Origin of the sequence: Streptomyces filipinensis, assembly GCF_014649495.1 — a bacterium.
Taxonomy (GTDB): domain Bacteria; phylum Actinomycetota; class Actinomycetes; order Streptomycetales; family Streptomycetaceae; genus Streptomyces; species Streptomyces filipinensis.
Map to the genome: position 1 here is coordinate 147,886 of NZ_BMTD01000017.1, position 15,513 is coordinate 163,398.

Annotated in this window: 18 protein-coding genes; 13 read left to right on the top strand and 5 right to left on the bottom strand. The window is 71.3% G+C overall.

Features of this window, described 5'->3' with window-relative positions:
* Positions 1 to 48 precede the first annotated feature (48 nt).
* Together IE244_RS31375 and IE244_RS31380 are read left to right on the top strand one after the other, a co-directional pair.
* A complete protein-coding gene (locus IE244_RS31375) occupies positions 49 to 1,176 on the top strand; it encodes a ferrochelatase (protein ID WP_191876968.1) in 1,128 nt (375 codons plus the stop codon).
* A gap of 8 nt (positions 1,177 to 1,184) precedes the next feature.
* A complete protein-coding gene (locus IE244_RS31380; protein WP_191876969.1) occupies positions 1,185 to 2,000 on the top strand; it encodes an inositol monophosphatase family protein in 816 nt (271 codons plus the stop codon).
* Positions 2,001 to 2,208: 208 nt separating this feature from the next.
* Here IE244_RS31380 and IE244_RS31385 read toward each other — a convergent pair whose 3' ends face one another.
* Positions 2,209 to 2,382: a hypothetical protein gene (locus IE244_RS31385; protein ID WP_023546087.1), complete on the bottom strand. Its 174-nt coding sequence runs from the start codon at positions 2,380 to 2,382 to the stop codon at positions 2,209 to 2,211.
* 416 nt (positions 2,383 to 2,798) lie between these two features.
* Here IE244_RS31385 and IE244_RS31390 point away from each other — a divergent pair, with 416 nt between their 5' ends.
* The 4 genes from IE244_RS31390 (at position 2,799) to IE244_RS31405 (ending at position 6,332) form a co-directional block, all read left to right on the top strand.
* Positions 2,799 to 3,452 (top strand): response regulator transcription factor, encoded by a 654-nt coding sequence (locus IE244_RS31390; protein WP_031165802.1) that lies wholly within the window; start codon positions 2,799 to 2,801, stop codon positions 3,450 to 3,452.
* Positions 3,453 to 3,458: 6 nt separating this feature from the next.
* Positions 3,459 to 4,715 carry a sensor histidine kinase gene (locus IE244_RS31395; protein ID WP_191876971.1) on the top strand — a complete coding sequence of 419 codons (1,257 nt, stop codon included), beginning with the start codon at positions 3,459 to 3,461 and terminating at the stop codon, positions 4,713 to 4,715.
* A 392-nt stretch (positions 4,716 to 5,107) separates the two neighbouring features.
* On the top strand, positions 5,108 to 5,404 hold the full coding sequence (locus IE244_RS31400; protein ID WP_005481602.1) for a DUF4193 domain-containing protein: 297 nt from the start codon (positions 5,108 to 5,110) through the stop codon (positions 5,402 to 5,404).
* Positions 5,405 to 5,417: 13 nt separating this feature from the next.
* Positions 5,418 to 6,332 carry a hypothetical protein gene (locus tag IE244_RS31405; protein WP_191876973.1) on the top strand — a complete coding sequence of 305 codons (915 nt, stop codon included), beginning with the start codon at positions 5,418 to 5,420 and terminating at the stop codon, positions 6,330 to 6,332.
* Here IE244_RS31405 and IE244_RS31410 read toward each other — a convergent pair.
* Complete coding sequence (locus IE244_RS31410; RefSeq protein WP_191876975.1) at positions 6,329 to 6,793, bottom strand: DUF3093 domain-containing protein; 465 nt, start codon at positions 6,791 to 6,793, stop codon at positions 6,329 to 6,331. The two genes, IE244_RS31405 and IE244_RS31410, sit on opposite strands and share 4 nt — an antisense overlap.
* 111 nt (positions 6,794 to 6,904) lie before the next feature.
* Here IE244_RS31410 and IE244_RS31415 point away from each other — a divergent pair, with 111 nt between their 5' ends.
* From IE244_RS31415 to IE244_RS31445, 7 genes are all read left to right on the top strand, one after another.
* On the top strand, positions 6,905 to 7,489 hold the full coding sequence (locus IE244_RS31415) for a PaaI family thioesterase (RefSeq protein ID WP_191876976.1): 585 nt from the start codon (positions 6,905 to 6,907) through the stop codon (positions 7,487 to 7,489).
* A complete protein-coding gene (dut, locus tag IE244_RS31420) occupies positions 7,486 to 8,037 on the top strand; it encodes a dUTP diphosphatase (protein WP_191876977.1) in 552 nt (183 codons plus the stop codon). Before IE244_RS31415 ends, dut begins: the two co-directional genes overlap by 4 nt.
* Before the next feature lies 1 nt (position 8,038).
* Positions 8,039 to 8,803 carry a DUF3710 domain-containing protein gene (locus IE244_RS31425; protein ID WP_191876978.1) on the top strand — a complete coding sequence of 255 codons (765 nt, stop codon included), beginning with the start codon at positions 8,039 to 8,041 and terminating at the stop codon, positions 8,801 to 8,803.
* A gap of 359 nt (positions 8,804 to 9,162) precedes the next feature.
* On the top strand, positions 9,163 to 11,718 hold the full coding sequence (locus IE244_RS31430) for an ATP-binding protein (RefSeq protein WP_191876979.1): 2,556 nt from the start codon (positions 9,163 to 9,165) through the stop codon (positions 11,716 to 11,718).
* Positions 11,715 to 12,404, top strand: a complete 690-nt coding sequence (locus IE244_RS31435) for a response regulator (protein WP_191876980.1) — start codon at positions 11,715 to 11,717, stop codon at positions 12,402 to 12,404. The genes IE244_RS31430 and IE244_RS31435 overlap by 4 nt, the downstream gene beginning before the upstream one ends.
* Positions 12,405 to 12,464: 60 nt before the next feature.
* The gene (locus tag IE244_RS31440) at positions 12,465 to 12,863 is read left to right on the top strand and encodes an OB-fold nucleic acid binding domain-containing protein (protein WP_191876981.1); all 399 of its coding nucleotides are present in this window, start codon (positions 12,465 to 12,467) and stop codon (positions 12,861 to 12,863) included.
* Between the two features lie 3 nt (positions 12,864 to 12,866).
* Positions 12,867 to 13,643 carry a DUF3159 domain-containing protein gene (locus tag IE244_RS31445; RefSeq protein ID WP_191876982.1) on the top strand — a complete coding sequence of 259 codons (777 nt, stop codon included), beginning with the start codon at positions 12,867 to 12,869 and terminating at the stop codon, positions 13,641 to 13,643.
* A gap of 60 nt (positions 13,644 to 13,703) precedes the next feature.
* Here IE244_RS31445 and IE244_RS31450 read toward each other — a convergent pair whose 3' ends face one another.
* The 3 genes from IE244_RS31450 to IE244_RS31460 form a co-directional block, all read right to left on the bottom strand.
* On the bottom strand, positions 13,704 to 14,375 hold the full coding sequence (locus tag IE244_RS31450; protein ID WP_191876983.1) for a potassium channel family protein: 672 nt from the start codon (positions 14,373 to 14,375) through the stop codon (positions 13,704 to 13,706).
* A complete protein-coding gene (locus IE244_RS31455; protein WP_031165829.1) occupies positions 14,375 to 15,046 on the bottom strand; it encodes a potassium channel family protein in 672 nt (223 codons plus the stop codon). Before IE244_RS31455 ends, IE244_RS31450 begins: the two co-directional genes overlap by 1 nt.
* A gap of 189 nt (positions 15,047 to 15,235) precedes the next feature.
* Positions 15,236 to 15,373 carry a hypothetical protein gene (locus IE244_RS31460; protein WP_191876984.1) on the bottom strand — a complete coding sequence of 46 codons (138 nt, stop codon included), beginning with the start codon at positions 15,371 to 15,373 and terminating at the stop codon, positions 15,236 to 15,238.
* Between the last annotated feature and the right edge of the window lie 140 nt (positions 15,374 to 15,513).

The following is a 15,513-nucleotide window of genomic DNA, read 5'->3' on the forward strand; positions in this document are numbered from 1 at the left end:
TCATCCCGCTGTTTCCCGGCTGTCAGCACCGGGTGGCAGGATCGAGACATGCCAGACGCGCTCGATGCCACCCCGTACGACGCCCTGCTCCTGCTCTCCTTCGGCGGTCCCGAAGGCCCGGACGACGTGGTCCCGTTCCTGGAGAACGTCACGCGCGGGCGGGGCATCCCGAAGGAACGCCTGAAGGAAGTCGGGCGGCACTACTTCCAGTTCGGCGGGGTCAGCCCCATCAACGACCAGAACCGCGCCCTGCTGGAAGCCCTGCGCAAGGACTTCGCCGACCACGGCCTGGACCTGCCGGTCTACTGGGGCAACCGCAACTGGGCGCCGTACCTCACGGACACCCTGCGGGAGATGGCCGCCGACGGACGCCGCCGCATCCTGGTCCTCGCCACCAGCGCCTACGCCTCCTACTCGGGCTGCCGCCAGTACCGCGAGAACCTCGCCGACGCGCTGGCCACGCTGCGGGCCGAGGGAGTGGAGCTCCCGGAGATCGACAAGCTGCGGCACTACTTCAACCACCCCGGCTTCGTCGAGCCCATGGTCGACGGCGTGCTGCGCGCCCTCGCCGACCTCCCCGAGGACGTCCGCGCCGGCGCCCACATCGCCTTCACCACGCACTCCATCCCCACCTCCGCCGCCGACAGCTCCGGCCCCGTCGAGGCCCACGGCGAGGGCGGGGCGTACGTCGAACAGCACCTGGACGTGGCCCAGCTGATCGCCGACGCCGTCCGCGAGCGCACCGGGATCGACCACCCCTGGCGGCTGGTCTACCAGTCCCGTTCCGGCGCCCCGCACATCCCGTGGCTGGAGCCGGACATCTGCGACCACCTTGAGGAGCGGCACGCGGCGGGCGCCCCGGCCGTCGTCATGGCCCCCATCGGCTTCGTCTCCGACCACATGGAGGTCCTCTACGACCTCGACACCGAGGCCACGGCCAAGGCCCGGGAACTGGGCCTGCCCGTGCGCCGCTCGGCCACGGTCGGCGCCGACCCCCGGTTCGCCGCGGCCGTCCGCGAGCTGATCACCGAACGCGCCGCCGTGGAGCGCGGCCTCCAGGTCACCCCCTGCGCCCTGGGCGCCCTGGGCCCGAGCCACGACGTCTGCCCCGTCGGCTGCTGCCCGGCCCGCGTCCCGCGTCCGGCCGCCGCCGGCGCCGACAGCCCCTACGCGTGAGGAGCCCCGTGACCGACGCCCTGCACCGCGAACTGCTTCAGCTGGCCCAGGAGGCCGCCCGCCGGGCCGGAGAGCTGCTGCGGGACGGCCGCCCGGCCGACCTGGCCGTGGCGAGGACCAAGTCCAGCCCGATCGACGTCGTCACCGAGATGGACATCGCGGCGGAGAAGCTGATCACCGATCTGATCTCCGGCCGGCGTCCCGACGACGGCTTCCTCGGCGAGGAGGGCGCCTCCAGCGAGGGCACCAGCGGCATCCGCTGGGTGATCGACCCGCTCGACGGCACGGTGAACTACCTGTACGGCCTGCCGACCTGGGCGGTGTCCATCGCGGCGGAGCGGGACGGCGAGACGGTCGCCGGGGTCGTCGCGGCTCCGATGCGCGGCGAGACGTACCACGCCGTGCGCGGCGGCGGTGCGTGGGCCACGGGCGCGTGGGAGGGCGAGCGGGCGCTCGCCTGCCGCCCCGCGCCCCCGCTGGACCAGGCGCTGGTCTCCACCGGCTTCAACTACGTCGCCGAGGTCCGCACCCACCAGGCCGAGGTGGCCGGCCGGCTGATCCCGCTGCTGCGGGACGTCCGGCGCAGCGGCTCGGCGGCGGTCGACCTGTGCGACGTGGCCTGCGGCCGGCTCGACGGGTACTACGAGCGGGGGCTCAACGCCTGGGACTTCGCGGCGGGTGACCTGATCGCCCGGGAGGCGGGGGCGCTGGTCGGAGGGCGGCCCGGAGAGCGGCCGTCGCGCGATCTGACGGTCGCCGGATCGCCGGGAGTCTTCGAGCCGCTGCAGGGGCTGCTGGAGGAGTTCGGCGCCTGGCACGACTGAGCGGAGGCCGCGCCGGGGGGTGAGCACGGCCCGGCGCCCCACCACCGCCCGAGGGCGTGGGGGCGCCCCCGGGACCGCCGCCGGCGCCCGGCGCCGCGGCGGGAAGACCTCGCCGGCCGGCGGCCGGGGGCGCGCCCGGTGCACCGCACGACGCAAAGGGACCCCGGCGCTGGATTCGCCGGGGTCCCTTCTTGCGCTTTCGGGCCGATCAGACGCGTGACGCGCCGACCTCCACACCGTGTTCGGCGGCGAGGCGTCGCAGGTCGTCGAGCTCTGCCTGCTCCACTTCGACGAGGAAGTCGTCACCCTCGTCACGAGCCCGCGACAGGTCGGACTCGGTCGCCCTTATGCGCTGCAGAAGTCCTGCGGTGAAAGCGTCCATGCTGCGCCCCCTCGTCCTGGGTCGTGGGTCGGTGGCACGGGGGTGTGCCGGTTGGGAAAGAGGCGATCACGTCTCCCACGGGTGCCCAGCACTGCCCTGCCGGGCGGCGACGGTGCCGGACACCCGCGCCCACTCTGCGGCAAGCGGGTCGCGGTGTACCGCATGGTGCTGCGGCACATGCAGAGCGTGATCGCGGGGTGTAAAGCCGTCCTCCCCCCGCTCCCCTGCCCGGAAACCTCAACCGGAGGAGAAAATCTCGTATTCCCGCCCCCGCGCGCCGGTCCGTGCGCTCCGCAACCCGCCTTACAGCCGACTTACGGCCGAAAAGGGCAGGATGGAGGTCACACCCCACGAACACCCCTGCTCGCACGTGCCCACGGTGCGCTGTGCGGGCGGACAGAGGAAGGACTTGCGACGTGCGCGTACTCGTCGTCGAGGACGAGCAGCTGCTCGCCGATGCGGTGGCCACCGGACTGCGCCGGGAGGCCATGGCCGTCGACGTCGTGTACGACGGTGCGGCCGCCCTGGAGCGCATCGGCGTCAACGACTACGACGTGGTCGTCCTCGACCGCGACCTCCCGCTCGTGCACGGCGACGACGTCTGCCGCAAGATCGTGGAGCTGGGCATGCCCACGCGCGTGCTCATGCTCACCGCCTCGGGCGACGTCAGCGACCGGGTCGAGGGCCTGGAGATCGGCGCCGACGACTATCTGCCCAAGCCGTTCGCGTTCAGCGAGCTGATCGCGCGCGTGCGCGCCCTCGGCCGCCGTACGAGCGTGCCGCTGCCGCCGGTCCTCGAGCGCGCCGGCATCAAGCTCGACCCCAACCGCCGCGAGGTGTTCCGCGACGGCAAGGAGATCCAGCTCGCGCCCAAGGAGTTCGCGGTGCTGGAGGTGCTCATGCGCAGCGAGGGCGCGGTCGTCTCCGCCGAGCAGCTGCTGGAGAAGGCCTGGGACGAGAACACCGACCCGTTCACCAACGTCGTCCGCGTCACCGTGATGACCCTGCGTCGCAAGCTCGGCGAGCCCCCGGTGATCGTCACCGTCCCCGGCTCCGGCTACCGGATCTGATCCGCCATGGCCGCGACACCCGCACCGCCCCAGGCGCCACCGAAGCCCACCTGGGACCCCAGGAGGCCGCAGCCCCCGTTCCCGTGGCTGCGCCCGACCATCCGCATACGGCTCACGCTGCTGTACGGCGGCATGTTCCTGATCGCCGGCATCCTGCTGCTGTCGATCATCTACCTGCTGGCCGCGCAGGCGATCAGCACGGGCAACCAGCCGCTGTTCAAGATCGTGAGCGGTACGGACATCAAGGTCTCCAGCGACAACTGCCCGGCGATCACCGCGATCAACTCCAGCTCGGTGCCGCTGCCGGACTTCAACGACGCGATCGCCCACTGCGTGGACCGGCAGCGCCAGGGTGCCCTGGACAACCTGCTCAGCCGCTCCCTGCTGGCCCTGCTGGGCCTCGCCGTGATCGCCTTCGCGTTCGGCTACGCGATGGCCGGCCGCGTGCTGTCCCCGCTCGGCCGGATCACCCGTACCGCCCGGCAGGTGGCCGGATCCGATCTGTCCCGCCGGATCGAGCTGGACGGCCCGGACGACGAGCTGAAGGAGCTGGCGGACACCTTCGACGACATGCTGGAGCGGCTGCAGCGGGCCTTCACCGCCCAACAGCGCTTCGTCGGCAACGCCTCCCACGAGCTGCGCACCCCGCTCGCGATCAACAGAACGCTGCTGGAGGTCCATCTGTCGGACCCGAACGCCCCGGTGGAGCTGCAGCAGCTCGGCAAGACGCTGCTGGCGACCAACGAGCGCAGCGAACAGCTGGTCGAGGGCCTGTTGCTGCTCGCCCGCAGCGACAACCAGATCGTCGAGCGCAAGCCCGTCGACCTGGCCGAGGTCGCCTCCCAGGCCCTGGACCAGGTGCACGCCGAGGCCGACGCCAAGGGCGTGAAGATCCGCGGCGAGCGCAAGCCCGCCGTGGTGCAGGGCAACGGCGTGCTGCTGGAGCGGATCGCGCTGAACCTCGTGCAGAACGCCGTGCGGTACAACATGGCCGAGGGCGGCTGGGTGGAGGTGACCACCGAGGTGGAGCACGCACAGGCGGTGCTGACCGTCACGAACACCGGGCCGGTGGTGCCGGCGTACGAGATCGACAACCTCTTCGAACCCTTCAGGCGGCTCCGTACGGAGCGCACGGGCAGCGACAAGGGCGTCGGCCTCGGTCTGTCCATCGTGCGGTCCGTGGCCCGGGCGCACGGCGGCCACATCGTGGCGCAGCCGCGTGAGGGCGGTGGTCTGGTGATGCGGGTCACCCTGCCGCTGTGACCAGAACCGACACACGCGGACGATGTTCGCTTTGCGCGGAATTTTCAGGGCGCCCGACGGGGTTCACATTGTGCGATCAATCACATGGGCGGATTTCCAGCCATGTACGTTCCGTGATCATGACAGATGGCAGAAAGCCGGGAAAGTCCGGGTTTTCAGGGCTCTTGATCACGGGAAGTACACGGTGAGGCGCCTTTGAGGTGTGACATTCGAACCGTGTACGGTCCTCACCGCCAGCCAAGCCGATCACTCTTGAGGGGTCGGGTTGGGTGTCGATTGAGTAACAGACCTTGATGTGAGGCAAAATCTCCGCCTCAGGTCGGGCACAAGTCCGGCCTCTCACGCGTTACGTGCGCTGGAGACACCGCAGACACCCAGAGGGGGAGAGCGATATGGCAACCGATTACGACACTCCACGCAAGACCGACGACGACGTCGACTCGGACAGCCTTGAAGAGCTGAAGGCCCGGCGGAACGACAAGTCCACTTCCGCGGTGGACGTCGACGAGTTCGAGGCCGCCGAGGGCCTCGAACTGCCCGGCGCCGATCTCTCGAACGAGGAGCTGGCCGTCCGGGTGCTGCCCAAGCAGCAGGACGAGTTCACCTGCATGAGCTGCTTCCTGGTGCATCACCGCAGCCAGCTGGCCCGTGAGAAGAACGGTCAGCCGATCTGCCGCGACTGCGACTGAGGACGGGTCGGCCGTGACCGGCTCGACCCCTCCACGGAAGCGCCGCTTCTCCCTGGGGAAAGCGGACGAAGGGCCGTCCCACGGCCCGCACGGCGCGCGTGATGACGAGCGGGGCTCACCAGGAGTGGTGGCCCCGCTCGAACCGGCGACCGACCGGGCGGACCACCCGGCGCCGGTGCGGCAACCCGCGCCCGTCGCCAGGCGACGGGCCGCGGCGATGCGTGACAAGGCCCGGGGCATGGCCCGGGAAGGGGCCCGCAAGGGCGGCAGCCGCGCTCGCGCGGGCCTCGCCTACCTCGCGGACCGGATCATCGAGATCGCCCCGCGTGTCCCCGTACGCGACCTCGCGACCCTGCGCCGGCAGTTCCCGGGCGCCGGGCCCGAAGAACTCGCCGACAAGCTCGTGGCGGGCGCGGCGGCCGGCACCTCGGCGATCGGGGCCGGGATCGGAGCGGCGGCCATGCTGCCGGTGCCGCCTGCCATGCCGACCGAACTGGCCGCGGAGATCACCGGGGTCGCCGCGATCGAGCTGAAGCTCATCGCCGAACTGCACGAGGTCTACGGCGTACGCCCGCCGGGGAACCTCAAGACCCGCAGTACCGCGTATCTGTCCTCCTGGTCGGAGGAGCGCGGGATCGACGTGATGAAGCCGTCGACCTACGACACGGCCCTCGGCGGCCGCATGAAGCGCGAACTGCGCCAGCAGATCATGAAGCGGATGGTCCGCGACCTGCCCAACCTCATGCCGTTCATGATCGGTGCCGCGGTCGGCGCGGTCATGAACCGCAGGGACACCAGGAGGCTCGCCGCCCGTATCCGGGCCGACCTGCGCACGGTCCAGGTCCCGTGGGAGGAACTGCCGGAGCTTCCCCCGCTGGAGGAGCCGGAGAAGCCGCTGAGACTCGGCGACCTCCCGGAAGAGCTCTAGGCGTTCGCCGTACGGGCCGCCTCGATCGCCGCCGCCAGCTTCTCCGGCTCCCGCGTCGACAGGTACAGGTACGGCGTCGGGTCCTCCGGGTCCGTGACCTCCACGCGCAGAGCCGTCGGGACGTAGGCGCGCAGCAGCAGGAAGGCACGCGTGTCGGCCTTGTACGTCCGCCAGGCCCGGGCCTCCTCCGCGTCCAGCACCTGCGACTCACCCAGCGCCGACACCGGGATCTTCGCCTCGCCCGCGATCAGCGAGTCGCCCACCACGCGGATGCGCGGGGAGCCGTACGCGCTGGCGACCACCGCCGCCGCCGCCGTACCGCCGACCAGGCCGCCGAGCAGCGGCAGGGTGCCGAAGGGGAGCAGGATCAGGGCGAACGAGACGCCCACGAGGAAACTGATCAGCCACCACGAGCGGGGGGTGGTGAGGCGTTCTTCGTACGGGGTGGCGGAGGGCTGCATGGAGCCAAGCTTGGCACGGGATCCGTACCGGCCCGGAATCAGGGCGGCCGGCGCTAAGCGCCGTCAGGCGGGGCGGTGGGGGGTGACGGACGGCGGGTAAGGTCTGCGGCTGTGAGTGGTAGTTCCGTAAGCCTTCAGCCTCCCGCCGACGCGGTCAAACCGGTACGGCACCCCGACGCGCCCGCGCCCGGGGAACTCCTCGGCGCCCACTACGAACACTGTTTCGGTTGTGGTCCCGGGCAGCCGCACGGCCTGCACCTGGAGGCCCGCGCGGGCGAGGGGGTCTCGCTGACCGCCGAGTTCACCGTCCAGCCCGCCCACCAGGGCGCCCCCGGCCTCGCCCATGGCGGAGTGCTGGCCACGGCCCTGGACGAGACCCTCGGCTCGCTGAACTGGCTGCTGCGGACCATCGCCGTCACCGGCCGGCTGGAGACCGACTTCGCACGGCCCGTCCCGGTGGGCACCACGCTGTACCTGGAGGCCGAGGTCACCGCCGTCGCCGGGCGGAAGATCTACTCCACCGCCACCGGACGCCTCGGCGGCCCCGACGGGCCCGTCGCCGTCCGCGCCGACGCCCTCTTCATCGAGGTCAAGGTCGACCACTTCATCGACCACGGCCGCGAGGAGGAGATCCAGGCCGCCATGAGCGACCCGGACCAGCTCCGGCGCGCCCGCGCCTTCGAGGTGAACCCGTGAGCGGTGGCCCCCTGGACGTGCTGCTCCGGCGCATCGACCCCGACGTACCGCTTCCGGCGTACGAGCACCCCGGGGACGCCGGAGCCGATCTGCGCACCACCGAGTCGTGCGAGCTGGCCCCGGGGGAGCGGGCGGTGCTGCCCACAGGGGTGTCGATCGCCCTGCCCGAGGGGTACGCGGCCTTCGTGCATCCGCGCTCCGGCCTGGCCGCCCGCTGCGGTGTCGCCCTCGTGAATGCCCCGGGGACGGTTGATGCCGGGTACCGTGGGGAGATCAAGGTGATCGTGGTGAATCTCGATCCGCGCGACAGCGTGCGGTTCGAGCGTTTCGACCGGATTGCCCAACTGGTCGTCCAGCAGGTCGAGAGGGTCCGCTTCCAGGAGGTCGCGGAACTTCCCGGCTCGGCGCGGGCCGAAGGGGGCTTCGGGTCCACCGGTGGCCATGCCGCGGTGGGCGACGAGAGCGGCACAAGCGGTCAGGCCGCCGATGGCGGTCCGACGGGTGGGAATCGATACGCTTCGGTCGTATCCGACCGGGAAGGACAGTGACGTGTTCGGACGTCGCAACAAGAAGGGTGCCGCCGAGGATGCGGCCGGCGAGGCCGAGCAGGTCGTCGACAGCGTCGACACCGAGGCGGACGAGGAAGCGGAGGCCGAGCGCGAGCGCGTCCGGCTGGAGCCGGGACCGCGGCCCGACGGGCCGTGGGACAGCGGCGAGGTGCGCGACCCGGGCGAGGGCCGCGTGGACCTCGGCGGGCTGTTCATCCCCGGTGTCGAGGGCATGGAGCTGCGGGTCGAGGTCGCCGGTGACGCGATCGTCGCCGCGACCGTCGTGCTGCGCGACAGCGCCATCCAGCTCCAGGCCTTCGCCGCCCCCAAGCGCGAGGGCATCTGGGGCGAGGTCCGCGAGGAGATCGCGGGCGGCATCACCCAGCAGGGTGGCATCGTCGACGAGGTCGAGGGCCCGCTGGGTTGGGAACTGCGGGCTCAGGTGCCGGTGCAGCTGCCGGACGGCACGGGTGGCTTCCAGGTCGTGCGGTTCGTCGGTGTGGACGGTCCGCGGTGGTTCCTGCGCGGTGTGATCTCCGGGCAGGGGGCCGTGCAGCCGCAGGCCGCCGGCCTGCTGGAGCAGATCTTCCGCGACGCGGTCGTGGTGCGCGGGGAGGGGCCGATGGCGCCCCGCGACCCGATCGTCCTCAAGCTCCCCAACGACGCGCAGATGGTGCCCGAGGGCGTCCAGCAGGAGGAGTCCTCGCGCTTCTCCGGTGGCATGGGCCAGCTGCAGCGCGGGCCGGAGATCACGGAAGTCCGCTAGGCGCTCCGCTGGGTTCAGCAGGGATGTACGGGCCGTGCCTCTGAGAGGTGCGGCCCGTTTTTGCGGAGTCGTGCCGTGCGGGCGGTTCTCCGTCGTCGGGTGCCGGTCGCGGGGGCTCGTCGCGCAGTTCCCCGCGCCCCTTCAGGGCGCCATACGGGCGTCCCGTCGATACCTCGCCGACCGGGTGCTGGAACTGCGCGACGGCGCAATCGCCGAGCACGGAGCCGTCCCGGTGCCCGGCCTGCTCATCAGGGTTGCGTCAAAGTTGTCCGGCGCCCGCCCCCGCGTCCCGTTTGCCGTGATTGTTGGCCGTAAGGTCGACGCTGCGTAGGCAGCAGTTACGGGAAGACAATGGGGCCATGGCACGCGGCAAGCTTCGGATCTACCTCGGCGCGGCACCGGGCGTGGGCAAGACGTACGCCATGCTCTCCGAGGCGCACCGCCGAGTGGAGCGGGGCACCGACTGCGTCGTGGCCTTCGTCGAGCACCACGAGCGGCCGCGCACCGAGGTGATGCTGCACGGCCTGGAGCAGGTGCCGCGCAAGCGGCTGGAGTACCGGGACACCGCCTTCGGCGAGATGGACGTCGACGCCGTGCTGCGCCGGGCGCCCGCCGTCGCCCTGGTCGACGAACTCGCCCACACCAACATCCCCGGATCCCGCAACGCCAAGCGCTGGCAGGACGTCGAGGCACTGCTCGCCGCGGGGATCGACGTCATCTCCACCGTCAACATCCAGCACCTGGAATCACTCGGCGACGTCGTGGAGTCGATCACCGGGGTGCGCCAGCGCGAGACCGTCCCGGACGAGGTGGTACGGCGCGCCGACCAGATCGAGCTCGTCGACATGTCCCCGCAGGCCCTGCGCCGCCGTATGGCCCACGGCAACATCTACCAGCCCGACAAGGTCGACGCGGCGCTCTCGAACTACTTCCGCCCCGGCAACCTCACCGCCCTGCGTGAGCTGGCGCTGCTGTGGGTGGCCGACCGGGTCGACGAGTACCTGAACGCGTACCGCAGCGAACACCGGGTCTCCAAGATCTGGGGTTCGCGCGAGCGGATCGTGGTCGGCCTGACCGGCGGCCCCGAGGGACGGACCCTGATCCGCCGGGCCGCGCGGCTCGCCGAGAAGGGCGCCGGCGGTGAGGTGCTCGCCGTCTACATAGCCCGCAGCGACGGGCTGACCTCGGCCTCCCCGAAGGAACTCGCCGTCCAGCGCACCCTCGTGGAGGACCTGGGCGGCACCTTCCACCACGTGGTCGGCGACGACATACCGGCCGCCCTGCTGGCCTTCGCGCGCGGTGTCAACGCCACCCAGATCGTGCTCGGTTCCTCGCGCCGCAAGGCCTGGCAGTACGTCTTCGGGCCCGGCGTCGGCGCGACGGTCGCCCGGGACTCCGGCCCCGACCTCGACGTCCACATCGTCACCCACGAGGAGGTCGCCAAGGGCCGCGGACTGCCCGTGGCCCGTGGCGGACGGCTCGGGCGGGCCCGGATCATCTGGGGCTGGGCGGTGGGCCTGGTGGGCCCCGCGGTCCTCGCGGTGCTGCTGAACACCGTCGACCTCGGCCTCGCCAACGACATGCTGCTGTTCCTCGCGGTCACCGTCGCGGCGGCGCTGCTCGGCGGCCTGCTGCCCGCCCTGGCCTCGGCGGCCTTCGGCTCGCTGCTGCTGAACTACTTCTACACCCCGCCCCTGCACCGGCTGACCATCGCCGACCCCAAGAACATGGTCGCCATCGCGATCTTCTTCGGCGTCGGCATGTCGGTCGCCTCGGTGGTCGACCTCGCGGCCCGGCGCACCCACCAGGCCGCCCGGCTGCGCGCCGAGTCGGAGATCCTCTCCTTCCTCGCCGGGAACGTGCTGCGCGGTGAGACGAGGCTGGAGGAGCTGCTGGAGCGGGTCCGGGAGACCTTCGCGATGGAGTCGGCCGCGCTGCTGGAACGGGCGAGCGACGTCGAACCGTGGACGTGCGCCGGACGCGCCGGATTCGGGCGCTCGCTGGAGCGGCCCGAGGACGCCGACGTCGACATGCCCGTCGGCGACCACATGGCGCTCGCGCTCACCGGCCGCGTGCTGCCCGCCGAGGACCGCCGGGTGCTCGCCGCCTTCGCCGCGCAGGCCGCCGTCGCGCTGGACCGTCGGCGCCTGCAGGAGGAGGCCGACCAGGCCCGCACGCTCGCCGAGGGCAACCGCATCCGCACCGCCCTGCTGGCCGCCGTCAGCCACGACCTGCGCACCCCGCTGGCCGGCATCAAGGCCGCCGTCTCCTCGCTGCGTTCGGACGACGTGGCCTGGTCCGAGGAGGACCAGGCGGAGCTGCTGCAGGGCATCGAGGAGGGCGCCGACCGGCTCGACCACCTCGTCGGCAACCTGCTCGACATGTCCCGACTGCAGACCGGTACGGTCACCCCGCTGATCCGCGAGATCGACGTGGACGAGGTCGTCCCGATGGCCCTGGGCGGCGTACCGGAGGACAGCGTCGAGCTGGACGTGCCCGAGACCCTGCCGATGGTCGAGGTCGACCCCGGGCTGCTGGAGCGGTCCGTGGCCAACCTGGTCGAGAACGCCGTCAAGTACAGCCCCCGCGGGCGGCCCGTGCTGGTCTCCGCGAGCGCCATCGCCGACCGGGTCGAGGTGCGGGTGGTGGACCGCGGCCCGGGCGTGCCGGACGAGGCCAAGGACCGGATCTTCGAGCCCTTCCAGCGCTACGGTGACGCCCCGCGCGGCGCCGGCGTCGGGCTCGGTCTCGCGGTCGCCCGGGGCTTCGCGGAGGCCATGGGCGGCACCCTCAACGCCGAGGACACGCCGGGCGGGGGACTCACCATGGTCCTGAGCCTGCGGGCGGCAGGATCGGCTCCCGAGGCCCGCGATGCGGGCTGGGACACCGCGGAACCAGAAAGGCAGACCCTATGACGACCCGGGTGCTCGTGGTCGACGACGAGCCGCAGATCGTGCGGGCCCTCGTGATCAACCTCAAGGCACGCAAGTACGAGGTCGACGCGGCCCCCGACGGCCGTACCGCCCTCGAACTGGCCGCGTCCCGGCACCCCGACGTGGTCGTGCTGGACCTGGGCCTGCCCGACATGGACGGCGTCGAGGTGATCAAGGGACTGCGCGGCTGGACCCGCGTGCCGATCCTGGTCCTGTCCGCCCGGCACTCCTCCGACGAGAAGGTCGAGGCGCTGGACGCGGGTGCCGACGACTACGTCACCAAGCCCTTCGGCATGGACGAGCTGCTGGCCAGGCTGCGGGCCGCCGTGCGCCGGGCCGAGCCGGTCGGGCCCGGCGAGGACGACCTGACGACGGTGGACACCGAGGACTTCACCGTCGACCTGGCCGCCAAGAAGGTCAACCGCGCCGGAAAGGACGTCCGGCTCACCCCGACCGAGTGGCACCTGCTGGAGGTGCTGGTCCGCAACACCGGGCGCCTGGTCAGCCAGAAGCAGCTGCTGCAGGAGGTGTGGGGACCGTCGTACGGGACCGAGACCAACTACCTGCGCGTGTACATGGCCCAACTGCGCCGCAAGCTGGAGACCGACCCCTCGCACCCCCGGCACTTCATCACGGAGCCGGGGATGGGATACCGGTTCGAGAAGTGAGCCGGGCCGCGAAGTGAGCTGGGCTACGGCGGTGTCGGTGGGCCCCGGTACGCTTCAGGTATGAGTGCTGTTCCTCGTTCCGAAAAGCCGGCCGGCCGGTTCCGGCGCATGCTCGACCGGCTCTCCTCGTCGCAGGAGGACCTGGAGTCCGAGGAGCTGCGCGAAGACGCCGAGACGGCGGGCTGTACGAAGATCGGTGACTGCCATGACCGGCAGATCGTGACCGTAACTGGTACCTTGCGCACGGTCACCTTGCGACCTCGCGCCGGGGTCCCGGCCCTGGAGGCCGAGCTGTTCGACGGCTCCGCCCCGCTGGACGTGGTGTGGCTCGGCAGGCGTTCCATCGTGGGCATAGAACCGGGACGCAAGCTGATCGCATCGGGCCGGATCTCGATGAGCCGGGGCCGCCGGGTGCTGTTCAACCCGAAGTACGAACTGCGACCCCTCGGACGGGAGTAGCCGGTGACGTCCCTCGACAAGCCGACCGAAAGCGCCGACCAGAGTCCGCCCGACCCGGCCGGTGACGCCCGGGCGGTGACCGAGGCCGCGCTGTTCGAGGCGTTCGGCGGTGTCCGCGGCATGGTCGAGACGGTCGTGCCGGGCCTGCTCTTCGTGGCGATCTTCACGATCAACAAGGACCTGCACGTGTCGGCGATCGCGGCGCTGATCGTCTCCCTGGTCCTGGTCGTGGTCCGGCTCGCCATGAAGGACACCGTCAAGCACGCCTTCAGCGGTGTGTTCGGCGTGGCCTTCGGCGTGGTCTTCGCGATGTTCACCGGCAACGCCAAGGACTTCTACCTCCCCGGCATGCTCTACACGCTGGGCCTGGCGCTGGCGTACATCATCACGACCCTCGCCGGGGTGCCCCTGATCGGCCTCATCCTCGGCCCGGTCTTCAAGGAGAACCTCTCCTGGCGCACCCGCAACCCCGGCCGCAAGAAGGCCTACGCGAAGGCCAGTTGGGCCTGGGGCCTGATCCTGCTCGCCAAGTGCGCGATCCTCTTCCCGCTGTACTGGTGGTCGGACACGACCAGGCTCGGCTGGGTCCTGGTCGCCCTGAAGATCCCGCCGTTCCTGCTGGCGGTCTGGCTGACCTGGGTCTTCCTGGCAAAGGCGCCCGCGCCGATCGACGTCTTCGCCGAGATGGAGGCCGAGGAGAAGGCCGAGAAGGAACGCGAGGCCGCGCTGGCCGCCGAGGGGGGCGAACCCTCGGGCGGGCGGCACCGCCGGGAGGCGTAGACAGCCGCCGTACGACGAAAAGGGCGCCCTCGCGGTCGAGGGCGCCCTTCTTCGTGTCGGTCAGGCTTCTTCCCGCCGCACCGACAGCAGCTCCTCCAACTGCTCCTCGCGGGCCTGGGCGGCCACGAAGAGGAGTTCGTCGCCCGGTTCCAGGGAGTCCTCCTTGGTCGGGGTCAGGACGCGGGTGCCGCGGATGATCGTGACCAGGGAGGTGTCCTCGGGCCACTCCACATCGCCGACCTGGGTGCCGGCCAGGGCCGACTCCTCGGGCAGGGTCAGCTCGACGAGGTTGGCGTCGCCGTGGCTGAAACGCAGCAGGCGGACCAGGTCGCCGACGCTCACCGCCTCCTCGACCAGGGCGGACATCAGGCGCGGGGTGGAGACGGCCACGTCCACGCCCCAGGCCTCGTTGAACAGCCACTCGTTCTTCGGGTTGTTGACGCGGGCGACGACGCGCGGGACGCCGTACTCCGTCTTGGCGAGCAGCGACACGACCAGGTTGACCTTGTCGTCGCCGGTCGCGGCGATGACGACGTTGCAGCGCTGCAGCGCCGCCTCGTCCAGGGACGTGATCTCGCAGGCGTCGGCCAGCAGCCACTCCGCCTGGGGCACCCGCTCCACCGAGATCGCGGTCGGGGCCTTGTCGATCAGCAGGACCTCGTGGCCGTTCTCCAGCAGCTCGCCCGCGATCGAGCGGCCGACGGCACCGGCTCCGGCAATGGCGACCCTCATCAGTGACCGCTCTCCTCTTCCGGGCCCTGGGCGAACGCCGCCTCGACCTTCTCGACGTCGTCCGCCCGCATCATCACGTGCACGAGGTCGCCCTCCTGCAGCACCGTCTGCGAGGTCGGCAGGATCGCCTCGCCCAGGCGGGTCAGGAACGCCACGCGGACGCCCGTCTCCTCCTGCAGCTTGCTGATCTTGTGGCCGACCCAGTGAGCGGAAGCGTGCACCTCGGCGAGCTGGACGCCGCCGGTGGGGTCGCGCCACAGCGGCTCGGCGCCGGAGGGCAGCAGCCGGCGCAGCATCTGGTCGGCGGTCCAGCGGACCGTGGCCACGGTGGGGATGCCCAGGCGCTGGTAGACCTCGGCGCGGCGGGGGTCGTAGATACGGGCGGCCACGTTCTCCACGCCGAACATCTCGCGGGCCACGCGCGCCGAGATGATGTTGGAGTTGTCACCGCTGGAGACGGCCGCGAAGGCGCCGGCCTCCTCGATGCCCGCCTCGCGCAGCGTGTCCTGGTCGAAGCCGACCCCGGTGACCCGGCGACCACCGAATCCGGGGCCCAGCCGGCGGAAGGCGGTGGGGTCCTGGTCGATCACGGCGACCGTGTGGCCCTGTTGCTCCAGGGTCTGGGCAAGAGCGGAACCTACTCTTCCGCAGCCCATGATGACGATGTGCACGACCGTCCTTCCGGTGTCCAAAAGTTACTGCTCAGCATCAGGGTCTCAGACCGACGCCCAAAGCTACACACGGGCGCCAGGGGGTGGGCACCCCCGTGCGCGGTTCGCCTTGATCACGTTCCGTGATCAAGATCCGCGATCACGCGCCTCACGTCGGCGGCGTCAGCCGTCCGCCTCCGCGATCACGTCCTAGCAGCGCCAGCGCTCGGCGTCCGCGATCACCGGGGGCGGGCGCCGGCGAGTGATGCTGCGCACGCTGCACAGGGTCAGGATTCCGAGGCCGAGGATGGCGAGGGTCGCCCCGACGAGCTCCGCGGTGGCGGGCATAGGACCTCCGAAGTGCGATGACAGGCGGGGTTTGCCATCTAGGCACGGGGAGCGCACGGACCGCGGAATCCGCAGTTCAGCGCGCCCCTGATTTCACTCGTGAGGCAGAACCAGGATGCCGGGTGGGCGGTTGCCTGTTC